14 protein-coding genes are annotated in these 18255 nt (G+C 67.0%); 8 read left to right on the top strand and 6 right to left on the bottom strand.

Features of this window, described 5'->3' with window-relative positions; all coding sequences use genetic code 11:
* Window positions 1-154: 154 nt before the first annotated feature.
* The 7 genes from CFB40_RS29245 to CFB40_RS29275 all read left to right on the top strand — a co-directional run bounded on the left by CFB40_RS29245 (window position 155) and on the right by CFB40_RS29275 (window position 6053).
* A complete protein-coding gene (locus CFB40_RS29245; protein ID WP_089433348.1) occupies window positions 155-925 on the top strand; it encodes an alpha/beta hydrolase in 771 nt (256 codons plus the stop codon).
* Between the two features lie 88 nt (window positions 926-1013).
* Window positions 1014-1820, top strand: coding sequence for a DinB family protein (locus CFB40_RS29250; protein WP_089433143.1), 807 nt, complete (start codon window positions 1014-1016; stop codon window positions 1818-1820).
* Entirely contained in the window at window positions 1817-2557 is a 741-nt protein-coding gene (locus CFB40_RS29255; RefSeq protein WP_089433144.1) for an alpha/beta hydrolase family protein, read from the top strand. The genes CFB40_RS29250 and CFB40_RS29255 overlap by 4 nt, the downstream gene beginning before the upstream one ends.
* A 110-nt stretch (window positions 2558-2667) precedes the next feature.
* On the top strand, window positions 2668-3546 hold the full coding sequence (locus CFB40_RS29260; RefSeq protein ID WP_174973825.1) for an alpha/beta hydrolase: 879 nt from the start codon (window positions 2668-2670) through the stop codon (window positions 3544-3546).
* A gap of 95 nt (window positions 3547-3641) precedes the next feature.
* Complete coding sequence (locus CFB40_RS29265) at window positions 3642-4535, top strand: LysR family transcriptional regulator (RefSeq protein WP_089433145.1); 894 nt, start codon at window positions 3642-3644, stop codon at window positions 4533-4535.
* A gap of 132 nt (window positions 4536-4667) precedes the next feature.
* On the top strand, window positions 4668-4994 hold the full coding sequence (locus CFB40_RS29270; RefSeq protein WP_039369463.1) for a carboxymuconolactone decarboxylase family protein: 327 nt from the start codon (window positions 4668-4670) through the stop codon (window positions 4992-4994).
* 51 nt (window positions 4995-5045) lie between these two features.
* On the top strand, window positions 5046-6053 hold the full coding sequence (locus CFB40_RS29275) for an aldo/keto reductase (protein WP_089433146.1): 1008 nt from the start codon (window positions 5046-5048) through the stop codon (window positions 6051-6053).
* A gap of 97 nt (window positions 6054-6150) precedes the next feature.
* Here the strand turns inward: CFB40_RS29275 and CFB40_RS29280 are convergent, their stop codons facing one another.
* Window positions 6151-6381, bottom strand: coding sequence for a hypothetical protein (locus CFB40_RS29280; RefSeq protein ID WP_089429039.1), 231 nt, complete (start codon window positions 6379-6381; stop codon window positions 6151-6153).
* Window positions 6382-6588: 207 nt separating this feature from the next.
* Window positions 6589-7488 carry a hypothetical protein gene (locus tag CFB40_RS29285; RefSeq protein WP_089426803.1) on the bottom strand — a complete coding sequence of 300 codons (900 nt, stop codon included), beginning with the start codon at window positions 7486-7488 and terminating at the stop codon, window positions 6589-6591.
* Between the two features lie 79 nt (window positions 7489-7567).
* On the opposite strand from CFB40_RS29285, the gene CFB40_RS29290 reads away from it, so the two are divergent.
* Entirely contained in the window at window positions 7568-7906 is a 339-nt protein-coding gene (locus CFB40_RS29290) for a helix-turn-helix domain-containing protein (protein WP_089433147.1), read from the top strand.
* A 240-nt stretch (window positions 7907-8146) separates the two neighbouring features.
* Here the strand turns inward: CFB40_RS29290 and CFB40_RS29295 are convergent, their stop codons facing one another.
* The 4 genes from CFB40_RS29295 to CFB40_RS29310 form a co-directional block, all read right to left on the bottom strand.
* A complete protein-coding gene (locus tag CFB40_RS29295; RefSeq protein WP_089433148.1) occupies window positions 8147-8956 on the bottom strand; it encodes a hypothetical protein in 810 nt (269 codons plus the stop codon).
* Between the two features lie 155 nt (window positions 8957-9111).
* Window positions 9112-9468: a DUF6881 domain-containing protein gene (locus tag CFB40_RS29300; RefSeq protein WP_256976918.1), complete on the bottom strand. Its 357-nt coding sequence runs from the start codon at window positions 9466-9468 to the stop codon at window positions 9112-9114.
* Window positions 9469-9545: 77 nt separating this feature from the next.
* A complete protein-coding gene (pbpC, locus tag CFB40_RS29305) occupies window positions 9546-11960 on the bottom strand; it encodes a penicillin-binding protein 1C (protein ID WP_089433150.1) in 2415 nt (804 codons plus the stop codon).
* 54 nt (window positions 11961-12014) lie between these two features.
* A complete protein-coding gene (locus CFB40_RS29310) occupies window positions 12015-18017 on the bottom strand; it encodes an MG2 domain-containing protein (RefSeq protein ID WP_089433151.1) in 6003 nt (2000 codons plus the stop codon).
* Between the last annotated feature and the right edge of the window lie 238 nt (window positions 18018-18255).

Genomic DNA, 18255 nt, shown 5'->3' on the forward strand with positions numbered 1-18255 from the left:
CAGCGATAGTTTACTGCCCTGAGATAGTCTTTTCCAGCCTCAAATTCTCCTTGTCGATCATTCTACCTACTAGTAGGATGACCCCATCGACAGAACAAGACGCCTGTCGATATCCGACGGTTTCCCCACCCTGCCTTCCTTCTGGAGAATGAAAATGAAGCGCTTTTCCCAACTTCGCCACATCGGCGCGGCACTCGCCGTTTCCGCCGCCGCATTCGGTTCGCACGCGGCCGTCGCCGCCCCCGTCAAGAACGTCGTGCTGGTTCACGGCTACTTCGCCGACGGCTCGGGCTGGCAAGCCGTCTCGAACATCCTGACGCGCGACGGCTACAAGGTTTCCGTCGTTCAGCAACCGGAAACGTCATTCGACGACGACGTGAAGGCAACCCGGCGTGTCGTCGACGCGCAGGACGGCCCGAGCATCCTCGTCGGCCACAGCTACGGCGGCGCGGTGATCACCGAAGCCGGCAACGACGACAAGGTCGCGGGCCTCGTCTACGTGGCCGCGTTCCAGCCCGACACCGGCGAAAGCCCGCTCGACCTGACCAGGAAGACGCCGCCCGCGACGAAGGCGATCAAGGCCACCGAAGACGGCCATCTGTATTTCGACGAAGCGTCGTTCCACGCCGACTTCGCGGCCGACGTACCGGCCGCCGAAGCGAAATTCATGGCGATCTCGCAAGTGACGCCGGCCGCGCAGTCGTTCGGCGTGCCGATCACGCATGCCGCATGGCGGACCAAGCCGAGCTGGGCGGTGGTCGCCACGGCAGACCGCGCGATCAACCCCGAGCTCGAACGCTTCATGACGCAACGCGCCGGCAGCAAGACGATCGAGCTCAAGTCGAGCCACGTCGCGTACATCTCGCACCCGGCCGAAGTCGCGAAGCTGATCGAACAGGCAGCCAAGGGCGCAGGCAAGGAGTGACCCAACGTCGTGCACGATTCCGCCTGTTGACGTCCCCTCGGCGAGTAACGTATCGTTTTGAGACGTTACTCGCCGAAACCCTCCCGTCATGCATTCCCGCTTCGACCGTTTCCGCCTCACCGCGCTCGGCGTCCAGCTCGAAGCGCTGATCGCGCAACCCGAGCGCTACGTCGAATTCGCGGCGCTGTCGCGCGTGGGCGTCGCCGCGATCGGTGCGATCCAGCACGAGATCGCACTGAAATTCCCCGAAATCGAAACCGACACCACCGCCCGCCAGTTCTGCGGCGCGATGGTCGCGGAAGTCATGCGCCGTCACGGCCACGACGTCGTGCAGGCGCGCGGGCGGCTCGGCGGCACGCTGTTCAGCTATGGCGCGGTGTTCAGCGCGAATCCGCAGGTGCTGCCGTTCACCGACGTCGTCGCCGCGCTGGCGCGCCTGCCCGATCGGCTCGCCGCGTATGCGGCGCACGTGCCGGCCGCGCTGTGGACACGCCGCCCCGACGGCACGGGCTTCTCGCTCGTCGAGCATGCGTGCCACCTGCGCGATCTCGACGCGGTGTTCGCCGAGCGCATCGACGCCGTATGCACGCTCGACCTGCCCGTGATGGCATCCGTCGACGGCACCGCGCTCGCCGCGCAACGCGACTATCTCGCGCAACCGCTCGACGCTGCCGTCACGGCATTCCGCACGGGCCGCGCCGCGCTGTGTGCAACCGCGGCCGCGCTCGATTCCGCGCAACTCGCACGCTGCGGGCTGCGCGACGGCCTGCGCCGCATGTCGCTCGACGAACTCGTGCGCGAGCTGCTCGACCACGACCGTACCCACGTGCTCGAACTCGACGAACTGCTCGCCGAACTCGCGTTGCCGCCCCTTCCTGCCGCGCCCGCCCCATGACCCAGCCCACGCCCGTCGTCTTCATCCACGGTTTCATCGGCACGCTCGACGTGCGCGGGTGGAACGGCCCGCATCTCGCGCCCGACCTGCTCGGCTACGGCGCGCATCGCGCAGTACCGTTCGACTTGATCACACTCGCCGCGCAGGTCGAGCACCTTCGCCATACCGTCGATACGCACTTCGGCGCGCAGCCGGTCGATGTCGTCGGCCACTCGGTCGGCGGCGCGATCGCGATGCTGTTCGCGCATGCGCACCCGGAACGCGTGCGGCGGATCGTCAACGTCGAGGGCAACTTCACGCTCGACGATGCGTTCTGGTCGGCGTCGGTCGGCCGCATGACGCCTGCCGAAGCCGATGCAATGCTGGACGGCCTGCGTGCCGATCCGCACGGCTGGCTGCGTGGCGCGATCGACGCGCCGTCGCCGGGCCTCGTCGACGACGCCCGCCGCTGGCTCGCGCATCAGCCCGCATCGACGCTGCGCGCGATGGGCCGCTCGGTAGTCGCGACGACCGGCGAACCGGGCTATCTGCAGACACTCGCGCAAGTGTTCGAGCGTCATCCGGTCTGGCTGATGGCCGGCGAACGCTCGCGCGCAGGCTGGCACGTGCCCGACCGGGCGCTCGCGCGCTGCGCCGGCTTCGACACGATCGAGCGCTGCGGGCACCTGATCGCGGCCGAGCAACCCGATGCGTTTCGCGCGGCGCTCGGGCGCATCGTGTCCACGCCGCCCGCCTGACAACCCGTAGGATTCGCCGAAATATGGTTGAAAGGCGCGGTTGCTAGAGTCGTCCGAACAGGGTTTTCCCGGCGCCCGGCGCCGGATGGGGTCGACACATGCGAGGATCGATGTACCTGGCACGCGCCTTCTGGCTGCTTCTGCTGGTCGCCATTTCAGGCCCTGCTCTCGCCTTTCACGCGCGGGTCGTCGTGATTCCCAGCGCCGCGATGAAGGAGACGCTCAAGGCCACCGTCGTGCTGCCCGACGCCTATGCGCGCGGCACCCGCGACGGCGACCGCTATCCGGTCGTCTATCTGTTGCACGGCTCGGGCGGCGATCACACCGACTGGACGTCGAACACGCGCATCGCCGCGCTGGCCGACCGCTACCACGTGATCCTCGTGATGCCCGACGGCGGGCACGAGAGCTGGTACATCGACAGCCCGTTCGATTCCGGCAGCCGCTACGAAACCTTCATTGGCGACGAAGTCGTGTCGTACATCGACTTGCACTTCCGCACGATCGCCACGCAACGCGCCCGCGCGATCACCGGGCTCAGCATGGGCGGCTTCGGCGCGCTGCGCATCGCGCTCGACCGGCCCGACACGTTCGGCGCGGTCGGCAGCATCAGCGGCGCGGTCGATCCGCGCTGCTGCGCGGACGAGCCGGGCATCGACCACGTATTCGGCGACCCCGGCCGCCATCCGTCGTTCTGGGACCGCAACGTGATCGTCGCCAGCGCCAGCGCGTTCGTGCGGGCGCATCTCGACCTGACGATCGATTGCGGCCGCGACGACGCGTTCGTCGGCTCGAACCGTACGCTGCACGAACGGCTCGTCGCGCTCGGCGTGCCGCACGACTATGCGGAGCGGCCGGGCGGCCACACGTGGGATTACTGGGCGAATGCGATCCGCTACCAGATGCGGTTCTTCGCGACGTCGTTCCAGCAGCGCGGCTATGCGTACCGTCCCGCGCCCCATGCGCCGGGCATGACCCGCGCGGGCTGACGCGCGCCGCATCGCCGCGACACGACGCAGCGACACGACGCGGCCCGTCGAACCCGGTGGTACGATGCGCGGGCCTCGACCACCCGACACCTTCCATGCCGCGCGACAACTTTGCGGATCTCCTCGCCTTCATCGCCGTCGCGCGCGAGCGCAGCTTCACGCGGGCGGCCGCGCAGCTCGGCGTCTCGCAATCCGCGCTCAGCCATACGATCCGCTCGCTCGAAACCCGCCTCGGCGTGCGGCTGCTCACGCGCACGACACGCAGCGTCGCGCCGACCGAAGCCGGCGAGCGCCTGCTGCTCAATCTCGCGCCACGTTTCGACGAAATCGAGGCCGAACTGGCTGCGCTCGCGGAACTGCGCGACCAGCCCGCGGGCACCGTGCGCATCAACGCGACCGACTTCGTGATCCGCACGCTGCTGTGGCCGAAGCTCGCGCCGGTCCTGCGCGACTATCGCGACCTGAAGGTCGAGTTCGTGAACGACTACGGGCTGTCCGACATCGTCGCGGAGCGCTTCGACGTCGGCGTGCGGCTCGGCGACCAGGTCGCGAAGGACATGATCGCCGTGCGCATCTCGGCCGACATGAAGATGGCGATCGTCGGCGCGCCCGCGTATTTCGCGGAACGCGCGCGCCCCATGTCGCCGCAGGATCTCGTCGCGCACGACTGCATCAACCTGCGCCTGCCGACGCACGGCGCGCTGTACGCGTGGGAGCTCGCGCGCGGGGACGAGATGCTGCAGGTGCGCGTCGACGGGCAGGTCACGTTCAACGGCACCTACGAAACGCTCGACGCGGCGCTCGCGGGCTACGGGCTCGCCTACGTGCCCGCCGAACTCGCGGCGCCGCATGTCGACGCCGGCCGCCTCGACAGCGTGCTTGCCGACTGGTGCCCGACGTTCCCCGGTCATCACCTGTACTACGCGAGCCGGCGGCAGTCGTCGCGCGCGCTCGCGGTGATCGTCGAGGCGCTGCGCTATCGCGCATGAGCCCGCTTTGCGCCGCACCTGCGCCGCGATTCATGAATCGGGTCGATAAGTGCATGCGGATTGACGGGGATTATCGATAGACGCATCGGTGGCTACCATCGACGGTGTTCCCCACCTTCCCCGGAGCCCTCGATGTCCGAACCGACTTCCGCCGCACGCAAAGCGTTCGGCGCCATCGCCCCCGCCCTCGCCGACTACACCGACAACGTGCTGTTCGGCGACGTCTGGCAGCGCCCCGGCCTGTCGCCGCGCGATCGCAGCCTCGTCACGGTCGCGAGCCTCGTGTCGCTGTATCGCGTCAACGAACTTCCATTCCACCTGAAGAAAGCGCTCGACAACGGCCTCACGCGCGACGAGCTGGTCGAAGCGATCACGCACCTCGCGTTCTACTCGGGCTGGCCGACCGCAAGCTCGGCGCTGACGATCGCGCAGCGCGTGTTCGACGAAGCCGGCGTGTAAGCGCAGCATCCCTACATTCAACCGGCGGGCACGCGCCCGCATGGAGCCTTCATGGATTACCGCTATCTCGGGCGCAGCGCGCTCAAGGTGTCGCCGCTGTGTCTCGGTGCAATGATGTTCGGCGGCGAAACCGACGAAGCGACATCGGCGCGCATCATCGACAAGGCGTTCGACCAGGGCATCAACTTCATCGACACGGCCGACGTCTATCACGCCGGCCGCTCGGAAGAAGTGGTCGGCCGCGCGATTGCGTCGCGTCGCGACAGCTGGGTCGTCGCGACGAAGTTCGGCTATCCGGCCGGGCCGGACGCAGGGCCGAACCGGCAGGGCCAGTCGCGCAAATGGATCGTCGAATCGGTCGACGCGAGCCTGAAGCGGCTCGGCACCGACTACATCGACATCCTCTATTTCCATCGCGCGCTGACCGATGCGCCGCTCGACGAAGGCATGCGCGCGATCGCCGACCTGATCCGGCAAGGCAAGGTGCGCTACTTCGGGCTGTCGAACTTCAAGGGCTGGCGCATCGCCGAGATCGTGCGGCTCGCGGACCAGCTCGGCATCGATCGCCCGGTCGCGAGCGAACCGCTGTACAACCTCGTCGATCGCACGGCCGAGGTCGAACAGCTTCCGGCCGCCGCGCATTACGGGATCGGCGTCGTGCCGTACAGCCCGCTCGCGCGCGGCGTATTGACCGGCAAATATGCAGTCGATGCGCAGCCGCCCGCCGATTCGCGCGCGGGCCGCGGCGACCGTCGCATCCAGCAAACGGAATGGCGCCCCGAATCGTTGCACATCGCGCAGCAGGTGGCCGCGCATGCCGCCGCGCGCGGCACGACGTCGGTTGCGTTCGCGCTCGCGTGGGTCATGAAGAACCGCATCGTCAGCTCGACGATCGCGGGGCCGCGCACCGAAGCACACTGGGACAGCTACGTCGATGCGCTGAAGCTCGCACTCGGCCCGGACGACGAACGGTTCGTCGATGCGCTCGTGCCGCCCGGGCATGCCTCGACGCACGGCTATACCGATCCCGGCTATCCGGTAGAAGGCCGCAAGGTTTGAAGTCGGAACGGGATGACTGAATGACATGCCGGGAGCGATGCCCGGCAAGATAATGAAAGCGCGTCGCCCGACGCGCTTTCACGTTGATGCGGCTCGATCAGTTGTCGTGCGCTGTGTCGGCGCTGACGACGCGATCGAAAAATTCCTGCGCACGCGCCAGCTCGTCGAGCGCACGATCGAGGCGCGACATCGCAAGTGCGTATTCCGCCGACGAAACGTCGTCGTCGCTTTCGCCGCGCACGGCGCGAAACGCCTGATCGACGTTGCGCGTGGCTTCGACGAAGCGCTGCGCGGCCCGGGCTTCCCGCGAACAGATGTGGGTCGACATCGACACTTCTCCCTCAGGGTTGCAGTGTGAAGCACGCCGACGCTCAGTGTGCGTGGTGCGCATGTCGGCGGCGTGAACCACGACCCATCGAGGTTCGACGCATCGGCCGCCGCGCAGCGCGCTTCGTGCCGATTGTCTCTCTGCGCTCGCCGCTCCGCTATGGCGAGATTGCAACAAATTCTTGCGCGATCTGCTGCGCGCGTTTCATCACGCGCGCCCGATACGGGGATGCGCAAGGCCCGCGAACGCGGCCGCTTCACCCGGCGACAGGTCGAACAGGTCGCCGGTGAGATCACGCGGATGCTCGGCCGCCGGCCGGTTGCGCAATCGCGCCGCGTGCGTGGGCGCAACATACGCGGCGGCCGTTTCGATCGGCGGCACATCGAAAAGATCACGCGTGACACCGCGCACGGCGTCCGTCGGCGAGCGGCCGCGCAAACGCGCGACGAGCTCGACGAAGCGATCGAAATCGCCCGCGCGCGTGGCCTTGTTCACTTCCGCGAGATCGCGCGCCTTCAGCACGCAAGGCTGCGCGAGCCGCACGAAATACGGTGCTTCGAGCTCGACCGACAGCGCGAGCGGATAGCTCTTGCCCGTCTGCTCCTTCGCCCGCCCGACGCAATCGACCACGGCCGCGCCCTGTGCGGCGCCGAGCGGCTGGCCGGTGCTCACGCTGCGCAGGTGATCGGGAAACACGCGCAATTGCGTGCCGACCGTCAGCGCCGTGGACGACGCGCACACGAGCGCGTAGTGCTGTTCGCGGCGCCGGCCCGACGGCAGGGTCGAGCGACTGGCGATGAACGTGTGCGGCGGCAACGGGCGCACCTGCCCGCTTGCGTCGACCCATGCGTTCCACAGCAGCATGTCTTTCCGCTCGCCCGCGCGCGGGCGCGATGCGACCGGCGAAAACAGCGCGAGCAGCGAGCCCGTGCGATGCGCGGCGACTTGCGCGCTGCTGCCGAGCGGCTGGTTGATGCCCCACAGAAAACGCCCGCCCCCGAGCCGGCGCTCCCATTCCTTGCGGAGCACGACGGTCGGCAAATCCTCGCCGGACTCGGTACCGATCTTGGTCCAGCAGAACGTGGGTGGGAGGTGTTTCAGTGTCATCAACTTTCTCGGGGATACAGCCTCGCTGGTGACAGCAAGCCCATTCAACAGCCGTAACTGTATAGGTATAATGCATCGCATGGAAGCCCCGGACCAAGATTTTCCCGTTCAAGACCTGTTGCGCCGTCTGATGGCAGACACACGCTCGTCCAGCGAAATCGCGCGACTCTCCGGGGTCAGCCAGCCAACCGTATCGCGCCTGAGGCTGTCGAACGGGCACCGGCTGCGCCGCAGCGCGCCATTCAATAAGCTATGCAATTTCTATGGTGTCGACACCGGGCCGTCGCGCCGCCAGTACAACGACCTGCTGCGCGACGCGATCGTCGACGCGTGGGACGGGTCGGATGAGCACGGGCGCGCGCTGCTGGTCGTGATTCAGGGGTTGAAGGGGCTGCAGGCGAAGGCGGATGATGGGTGATGGGGTGGGCGGGGCATTACGCGCCAGCGGCTACGTCAAGCGCCGGAAGAAAAGAAGAAAAGGCGCGTTGGCGATTGCAATGGATGTTGCCTGACGCCCCGCAAGAGACATGCAGCATTCTTGAAATGCCGCCACTCGGCCGAACCCAGCATTGGCTTCGATATGCGGAATCAGCAATCGAGGCAGGCTGAATCGGTGCTGCCAACCCGGCCTGCAAACCGGGCAAGTTGCGGTCTCCTGTCAATCGAGATACTTGCCGAAATACTGCTTCACGGCCGCTTCGTTGTATTTGTCCTCTCCGCGCCAGTGCTCCACGAAATGCCAATCGTGCCTGCCTCGCGAGGGCCTGTCGTAAGACGACGGTCGCAGAATATCAACGCAAGCCAGAATTTCGACCAACACGTCGCGCTCGTTTTTCGACGATTTGATGACCGGCGCCAGGTTGTCCCTCAGCGCACTCGGGTAGTCACCTGGCTGGCTATGAGCGATCACTGACAGCATCGACTTGAGAATGTCGATGTCGGCCTGCGTGGGCTCCGAAATTTCTTCGCGCAGGAATTGCTGCAAATCGAGCAAGGTATACATCCGGTCGCCGAGACGCACGCCGCCCCATTTGATGCGCTCGAAATTCAGTACGTTCAAGTCCACCGCTTCATACTCCCGGGATCCATCGCAGACGCCGCAGCGATAGGTGGTATGCGTGATGACACCGTTCGTGTAGCCGTGTCCGCTCACCTTCGGTACGTATTCATGCGGCGGCGACAATCGTTGCGCGCACACGAAAGAAGCCAACGCCGAACGCCATTCCAGCCGCCGCGTCGAGAGGCTGCTTAAAAATGCCCTGGCTACGGCATCCTGCGTAACCTTCGGCAGAATTTCCTTGATTGCCGTAATGCTCTGGTCGTGCGTCAGCGTGACGGGGGCAAACATCACGCCTTGTTCCTTTGCATAGGCAAGATCGGCGTCGCTGATGTTCCTGTCCTTTTTGTCGACCCATCCCTTGCTGCTCCAGTAGGTTCTGACCAGGATGTTTCTTGCTTTCTTGTCCATAAGGCATCGCATAAGTGGACTGCATGGATCAGCAACAGCTTCCCAGGTTCCGATATCGCCGATATCGGCGGACGATGACGTTCGACACTCTCGTTATCGGGCCGACAATCTACGCGCTGATGTCGAGCGACTGATTGCCGCCCAACGCCGCACACTCAGTCGACGCGATCGATACGTGTCACATGGCGCGACCATAGCGTTTCGAAATCTTCCAGCGTGATCTCTCTTCCATCGAATTCAGGATCGGCGTTGATCTCGACCAGCGACGGCACGGGAACCGTTCCAAGCTCCGTTCCATGCGACGACCTCGCATCGTCGGCAAATCCCACCTGGCCGTCGCGAAAGAATTCGAGCTTGCGCACCTCATAGCGATCCCGATCCAGCACCGAAACGAGCCGGACCGGCTCTGTCTCGAAAGCGCGCTTCCACGCGACGTCGATTGCAATCATTTCGTTTCTCGTTGCGCTGTTGTCGAACGATGAATCCGGCCGAATGCCGACAGTCTGCCCCATGTCCGCGGAAATCCTCCCAGCACAGAAGCGGTCGACGCAGTCACCCGGCGGCAACCCGGGCGACAGCCACGCAACGCCTACTGCTCCAACCCCACCGCCAGCGGCCGCTGATCGCTGCGCCCGTGATCGTCAACCACCCGCACCGTATAACTGCCGGCCGTCCGCGGCTGCCAGAACAGCGCATCGCCCGGCACACCGCGCCCGACGAACACATCGTTGACGAACCAGTACAGCGCGTGCGCACTCGCATCGGCGGTCGCGTTGAATGCGATGCGCGTCTCCTCCGTACTCTTCACACGCATCGCATACGTACTCCCGCGCAGCGGCGACGTGATGCGCGGCGGATCACCCTCGACCTGCCCCGCGTCGCGACAGTCCGCATTCTGGGGCGGCCGTCGGCGCGGAATGCCTGCCTGCACGAACACCTGCTGCAGATCCGACGGCCAGAACTCGAAGATCTCCGCATGCGTGCGCTTGCCATCGTACGGCGGGCACGCGGCCTTCCCCGTCGCCTCGTCGATCACGACCGGCCGATGCACGGTGCTCACGCGAATCGGCGACGTGCCCGGAATGAACCACGTCCAGCCCTGCTGCGGGCACCACTCGTTCGGCAAGTCGCCGCTCGCGAGGCAGATCCGCACGCGCTTCAGCTTCGGCGGCATCGCACGCGGCGGCTCGACGAGCGTGCGCTCGGCATTCAGCGCATCGACAACCTGAAAGAACAGCGGCGCGGCCGCGTCGACGCCGACGAACGCCGTATTGGTCGAGTTGTCGAAGTTGCCGACCCACACGACCAGCACGTACGGGCCGAACACGCCGGCCGTCCACGCATCGCGGAACGACCATGACGTGCCGGTCTTCCAGTAGACAGGCACGCTCGACGGCTGCGCGCCGCTCGTCTCGTCAGGGCGCAGATGCTGGCGCAGCATGTCCATCGTCATGTAGCTCGCCTCGGCGCTCAGCAGGCGCTTGCCAGGCAGCGCCGGCTCGTCCGCGCGCAGCCGCAGCGGCCGGAACTCGCCGCGATTCGCGAGCATCGCGTAGAGCGCCGCGAGATCCTGCATCGTCACTTCGCCGCCGCCGAGCACCAGCGCGAGCCCGTAGTGCTGCGCGCTTGCGAGCCGGCGCACGCCGGCTTCCTGCAGGAACCGGTACAGATCGGGCGACTTGAGCTGCGACGCGACCCACACGGCCGGCACGTTGCGGCTGCGGTTCAGTGCATCGGTCGCGGTGATCGGCCCGAGGAAATGACCGTCGAAATTCTCCGGCGCATACGGGCCGAATGCGGTCGGCACGTCGCGCAGCACGGTCTGCGGATGCAGCACGCCCTGGTCGAAACCGAGCGCATAGATGAACGGCTTGAGCGTCGATCCCGGCGAGCGCCGCGCAAGCGTGCCGTTCACCTGCCCGTCGATCGTGCGGTCGAAGAAGTTCGCGGAACCGACGAGCGCCTTCACGCCCATGTCGCGCGTATCGACGAGGATCGCCGCCGCGTTGCGCACGCCGCGCGTGTCGTTGCGCGCGACATAGCGTGCGATCTGCCGTTCGAGTGTGCGTTGAAGGTCGAGATCGAGCGTCGTCACGAGCCGCGCGTCGGCGTCGCTGTCGTTCGCCGTCGCACTCGAGGACGTTCGCCACGCGCTGCGGGCGGCGAGTGCCTGGTCGACCGCATGCGGCGCATCGAACGGCAGCGCGGACAGCGGCCGCATCGCAAGCGGCAACGCGAACAGCGGCTTGAACGACGCATCGCCCGGATGCTTCGTCAGCCAGCGCGCATACAGCCGGTTGCGCGACACGGCCAGCGCGCGATTGATTTCATCCTGCCCTCCCCGCACCCGTCGCGCCGGGTCCTGCGGAATCACCGCGAGCGCGAGCGCCTCGGGCAGCGTCAGCGCGTCGGGCATCCGGTCGAAATAGACGACGCTCGCGGTGCCCGCGCCTTCGACGTTGCGGCCGTACGGCGCATCGTTCAGATACGCTTCGAGGATCTGCCGTTTCGAATAGAACAGTTCGAGCTGCACCGCGCGCGCCACCTGCTCGAGCTTGCCGGTCGGTGTGCGCGTGTTCAGCCGCCACAGCGAGCGCGCGAGCTGCATCGTCAGCGTCGAGCCGCCCTGCGGATTGCCGCCGCGCACATACGTGATCCACGCGCCGCGTGCGAGCCCGTACGGATTGAAGCCGGGATGCCACCAGAACCAGCGGTCCTCGTGCAGCATCACGGCTTCGACGAGCTGCGGCGACATCCGGTCGAGCGGCACCCACAGCCGGTAGCGATCGTCCTTCGCGAGCGTGAGCCGCAGCAAGTGGCCCTGTGCGTCGGTTACCGCGACCGACGACGGCTTCCAGTCGCGCAGCGGCGGATGCGGCCACAGCCGGCACGCGGCCAGCGCGCCGAACACGAGCAGCACGCCGGCGATCCAGTTCTGCCAGCGATGCAGCCAGCGGCCGGCGCCGTGCAGCACGCGCCGGCGCACCGAAACGTCGTCAGCCACGCGCGGGCGCTCCTCGCACCCGGCGCGGCCGGCAACGACGTTGCAGCTTCATCGTCATCGCACGCGCTCCACCGTCAGTGTCGACCCGCCGGGCGCCTGGGCCTGCAAGCGGCGGTCGTACATCGACTCGCCGTAGGCCGGCGGCGCGATGAAGCGACCCGCGTTGCTCGCCTTGATCCGGTAGACGAACTCGCGCACGTCGGTCGTCGCGGTGCCGTAGATCACCACACGATCCTCGCGCACGTCCGCAAACTGCGGCTGCCACGTGGAACCCTTCACGCCGATCGGCGACCGCCATGGTGCATCGGCCACCGGCGCCGACGCGCCGCCGTCGCCGTTGCTGTCGCCCTCCTGCGTGTCGGTGACGGGCGGCGGCGCGATGACCGGATCGAAGCCGCCCGGCAACAGGTCGACGATTGCAATGTTGCCGACGCTCGCCGAACCCGTCGCACGGATCTTCAGGTGCACGTCGATCTCCTGGCCGACCGTGATCTTGTCGAGCGGCTTGCCGTCCGTGTCGGTGTAGTCGCGCACGATCTCCAGCCCGTTCTTGATCGCCTTCGTCGACGTGCCGCGGTCGTAGCCCGACTGGCTCGTGATCCACCACGCGGGCAGCGAGCTGCCGTTCACGAAGTCGACGCGCGACGCACCGGCCGACCACGTGCCCGAGCGCACGAGGTTCGCCTGGATCGACGACACGTCCTTCGGCGCGGCGCCCGCGCGCACCTCGTCAATCGCGAGCTGGTCGAGCTGGCCTGCATTCGACGCCGCATACGCATCGAGCGCGAGGATCGTCATCGCCGACGACAGCGTGTTGTAGCGGTTGTCGACGAGCGGCGCGGCGAGGTTGTCCATCGCGCGCGGCGACAGCTTGCGCACGCGGTCCGGGAAGTGCTTCGCGATCAGGTACAGCACGCTCGCGTCGCGCGTCAGCGGATCGAGGTAGTAGCCCGTCACGTAGCCGCCGTCGGATGCGCGCTTGCGCTCGAGCAGCGCCTGCGGGCCCGCGATCAGCGCCGCGGCCTCCTTGTCCTGCTTCAGCAGCTGGTACGACGCGGCAAGCCATGCGGCTGCGAGATCGTTCTTCCAGTCGTTCGGATACGCATCCTGCAGCCGCTTCTGCACGGCCGCGAGGCTGTTGGTCGTCACGTTGCCCTGGCGCGTCAGCAGATACACCGCGTACGCGCGCTGCCGCAGCAGGTCGAGCGAGCCGAGCGAATCGTTCGCCGCGAGCTTCTGCAGATACTGATTGCCCGCGTCGAGCATGTCCTTCGGCACCGCGATGCCGCGCTCGCGCGCGTCGAGCAGCACGTGCATCGCGTACGCGGACACGAACGGATCGGCGTCGGGTGTCGCGCTCCACAGCCCGAACCCGCCCTGTGCGTTCTGCCGGCTGCGCAGCACCCCGAGGAACTGCGTGATCGCCGCCGCGTTCGTCGCGTCGGCACCGGCGTCGGTTGCGTGCATCGCGCTCGTCAGCGCCCGCACCGACAGCCACTTCGCCGCGAACACGCGCGGCACGGCCGCACTCACCAGCTGCTCGCTGCAGGTGTGCTCGAAGTTGACGAGATACGACGACAACCCTTCGGACAGCACGAGCGGCGCGGTCGAGATGCTCGCGTCGCGCGATGCATACGCGTCGTACATCGACCGCAGGTTCGGCACGCTCGCCTTCTTGCCCGGATCGAGGCGCGCGATGTCGAGCTGCGTGCGGAACGCGGCGGCCGGCCGCACCGACACGTCGACGCGCTGCTGCGCGCCCTTCGCGCCATAACGCGCGCCGAACGACAGCGAGCCCGAGCCGAGCGTGTCGGTCGCCTTCACGCGGAACATCGCGACACCCTCGTGCTGCGGTGCGAGCGCGACGTTCTGCGTGGCCGGCCCGATCACCTGCAACTGCGGCCCCGTCTTCAGCGTGACCGCAACCGGCACCGGCTGGTTGCCGACACCCGTCAGGTTGTTCGCGACACCAACGCTGACGTCGGCCTCGTCACCCGGCGCGAGTGTCGTCGGCGCGTTCGGCGACAGCACGAAATCGCCGCGCACCGTCGTCGCGCCTTCGAACGTGCCGACCAGGTCCGGCGACACCGACACGGCCATCACGCGCAGCTTGCCGTTGAAGTAGTCGGGCACGGTGTAGCTCAAGCGTGTGTCGCCGTTCACGTCGACGATCCCCGACCAGTAGACGACCGGCTTGTCGCGCTTGCGCTTGAACGGGTTCAACTGGCGGCCGATTGCATCGTCGGCGTCGCCGCCCGGCGCGGCCATCGCCATCAGCTTCTCGAAGTCCGGCAGGATCAGGTCGAGGATCTGCGACGTGCCGACTTCGAGCATCCGCTTGCGGAAGAAGAACTTCAGCGGATCGCCGAGCTTGTAGCGCGCGACCTGCAGGATGCCCTCGTCGACTGCGAACACCACGACCTTCGCCGGCTTCGCCGAATGCACGGTGAAGTTCACCGTGTCGCCGGGCTTCACGAGCGCCGGCGCATCGACCGACACCGCGTTGCGGCGCGCATCGAGGTTCACCGAGAACGGCACGACGCCGTAGCTCAGCGGGCTCATGAAGATCTCGTCCGACGACGGATCGCGAATGTACTGCACGTTGATGTAGCCGTTGCCCTCGAAGCCGGCCGGCACCGTGATGTGCTGGATCGAGCTCGTCGTGTCCGCATGGAACCACGCATGCGCATACACCTTGTCGCGCTCGATCGTGATCAGGCCGCTGCCCGCGTAAGGCGCGCGGATCGCGATCTCGACCTGCTCGCCCGGCTTGTAGTCGTGCTTCGCGAGCGTCACCTGCAGCTCCGCGTTGCGGTCGAGCGAACGCGTGACGTTCGCGTCGCCCGTGACCGAATACTCGATCCGGTTCACCGCCGCGCCGGCCGCGTTGCGGATCACGAGCGCATAGCTGCCCGGCTTGTCGGTGCGCAGCGTGAAGTCGAGCCCGGCCGCCGGAATCGCCAGCGGCTTGTCGTCGACCGGCACTTCCTTCAGCCGCGAGTCGTATTTATATGCGCCGGAATCCTGCTTGGTCAGCACCGACACGTAGCGCTCCTCGACGAGCTGCGCACGCAGGTCCTTCACGTCGATCGCCTTCGCGGTCGGATCGATCGCGACGAGCCGCACCGTGCGCGGGCTGCCGCGCTTCACGTAGCCGAGATCGTCGACCGACTTGTAGCCGACGAGCCAGTCGTTGTTCGACACGAGCGTCTGCGCGTTCGCGGCGACGTTGCGCCCGCCTTCCGCTTCATAGGCCTTCGCCTGGAAGTAGAGCTGGTAGGTCGCGTCCGCGTACTTGTCGAGATCGAGGTCGAACTCCGCATGGCCCTTGTCGTCGGTCGTGCCGTCCTGCAGCGTCGTCGTATAGCCCTCCTTCGCGCGGCGGGCGTCGAAGAAGTGATAGCCCTGCCAGCTGCGGAACGACGGCCACACCGGGCGCAGCGTCAGCGTCGCCGCGACGCGGCGCTTCTCCGCCGGCGTACCGAACAGGTTCTGCGCATCGACCACGCCCTTCAGCCCCTTCGGCTTCACCCACCCTTCGACCACCTGCTGCGACAGCTTCGCGTCGACCTTCATCCGGTCGGGCAGGAACTCCTTCACCTGCACCGTCGTGCTGCCGATCGGCTCCGCGCCGGGCTGGCCGTCCTTGACGATGTACAGGTTGACCGTCCACGTACCGGTCGGCGCCGTTTCGGCCGTCGTATAGCCGAGCTCGGTGAAGCCGGTCGCATCGACCGTCACCGGCTTGCGCTCGACGGTGATCCCGCGCGGGTCGACGATCTCCGCCTGCAGCGGCACGCCGGCCGGGCTGCGCGCCCAGCTCGCCGCGCGCACGATCAGGCCGATGTGGAACGGATCGCCAGGGCGATACAACCCGCGATCCGAGAACAGGTACGCGGACAGTTGCCCCTGGCCCGTCGCATTGCGCTCGCCGTCGACGTCGAAACGCGAGAAGTCGAGCTGGCGATCGCGGCCGGCCACCGGCAGGAACGACAGGTCGGCGTCCTTCTTCACGACGTACAGCTGCGGCCGCTTCTCGCGGTCGAGCCCCTTGAACGCGGGAAAATGCACGATGCCGTCGGCGCTCGTGGTCTGCGTGAACAGCACCTGGCCGTTCACGGCGAGCACCGATACCGTTGCGCCCGCAACCGGCTTGCCCGTGCGGATCGACTGGATGAATACGTCCTGGCTGCCGTCCAGCGCCTTCTTGACCAGCATCCCGAGATCGGTCACGACGATCAGGCGGGTGTCGCCGAGCGCGTTGTCGCTGTCGTCGCCGTTGCTGCTGCTGTCGCCCGAATCGGCGTTGTCCGACTGATCCTGGCTGCCGTCGCCGGACGATGCATCGCTGTCCTTCGCATCGTCGGCTTTCTTCTTCTCGGCCGCCGGGTCGTACTTCGTCAGGTGCAGCAGGAACAAGCCGCGCTTGCCGCCCTTCAGGTACTGGCCGAGATCGATGCCTTCGTAATGCGCCTTGCCGGGGTCGCCGGCCGGGAACGCACGCTTCTGCACGAAGCGCTCGACGATGTGATCCTCGCTGAACGAATACGACAGCTCGGGCCGTGCGTACGTGCCGTTGTTGAAGCTCACGAGATGCTGGAGCTGGTCGGGCAGCACACGGCCGATCTCGACCTTCATCCCCGGCAGGTTGCGCGACACGACCGACAGCCGCTTGCTGCCGCTCATCGAGAGCAGCGAGCCGTCAGCCATGAAGCGCAGCAGCTTCGGATAGTCGGGCACCGTGAACGCGGTCGTCACCGGCTCGGCGAGCAGGTAGCCGCCCGCCGATTTCAGGTCGCCCGCGAAACGCACGACGATGCGATCGCCCGGCGTCGCGTGGTACTTGAAGCTTTGCAGCGTCGCGTAGTCGTTCTCGGTCGGCACCGCGTCGAGCGGCAGCGGCTTCGACTGCTTCAGCACCGCGTCGCTGATGTCGGCCACGTTCCATTCGTACGGCGGATCGTCGTCCGACTGATCGACGCCGGGTTTGCGCTTCGGCAGCACCCACGCCTTGGCGCGCGCGGCCAGGTCGGCGCTGCGCACGCCGTCTGACGCTTCCGCGACGAGCACCTGCTCGGGCTCGTAGCGCTCGTTGTCGACGAGCGTCGGCGCGATGTTGGCGATCGACAGGCTGTAGAGCCCCGGCACGGCGACCGACGCATGCAGCACGTCCAGCGTGCCGTTGCCGCCGCGCGCACTCTTTACGCCCTTGTCGACGTCGAGCCGTGCCACCAGCGGATCGCGCGGGATCTCGAGCGACTGCGAGCGGACCCATGCGCTCGTCTTCATCTTGTCGTAACTGACGGTGTAGCGCAGCGGCGTCGAATTCTTGCCGTCGCGGCCGACCAGCACGAGGCCGATGCGCTTCTCGAACTCGGCCGGATCGACCGGGTAGTTGAAGCGCAGTTGCAGCAGCGCCTGCTTCTCCGCCGGATTGTCGGGATTCTGGTAGAACTCATTGTTGCCGACTGTCGCGGCGAACGCCGGCACATCGAAAGCGAAGCGATCGTCGTGCATTGCCACCTGCGGCGCGAACACCCGGTGCACCGCGAAACGCACCTCGACGTGCGCGCCGACCGGCCAGTCGGCCGCCGGCGTGAAGCGCAGCGTCTTGTCGTCGACCCACGCCCACGCGCCCTTCAGCGCGGGCGTCATCTCGATGCCGTCGCCGGCCGGCTTGCCGACCTGTTCGATCGGCGCCGCCGATTGCGCGAACACGACTTCGAGCGGATGCACGGTGATCTTCGGCTTGTCGGTGTCGTCCACCTCGTAGGTGGTGATCGCCGGCGCCTTCACGGTGAAGCTGACGGTCGCGGGCTCGGGCGGCTTCGGGCGATGCTTGAACCAGTAGCCGCCGTAGCCGAGCGCGGCCGCGAGCAGCACGAGGCCGCCGGCATGCCACGGGCGGCGGCGCACGGCCGCGGCGGTCACGCCCATCCACGCGGGCGCCGTCCACGACACGTCGCCCACCAGCGGCCGCAGCGCGCAGCCGAGCAGCCACCAGACGAAGCCCGCCACGCGAATCGGCAGGAGCAGCAGGAAGCGCAGCAAATCCATTGTTATTTCCTTGTCAAGGACATGCTGCCGGATGCGGCAACCTTCCCCGAATTGTTATGGGTCTGTGACGGCGCGGCCCGGTTGCGCCGTAATTGCTTGGTATGTTCGACCGGATGCTGGGCGCCATTATCGATCAGACCCGAAACGATGGAAATATCGGTGTGCCGGCGCGCAACGCCGCCGGATGACCGGCCGGTCGGGCGGATCTCGGTCGTCCAGGGCGCAACCTCTGCACACG

The organism is Burkholderia sp. AU31652, from assembly GCF_002223155.1.
GTDB lineage: Bacteria > Pseudomonadota > Gammaproteobacteria > Burkholderiales > Burkholderiaceae > Burkholderia.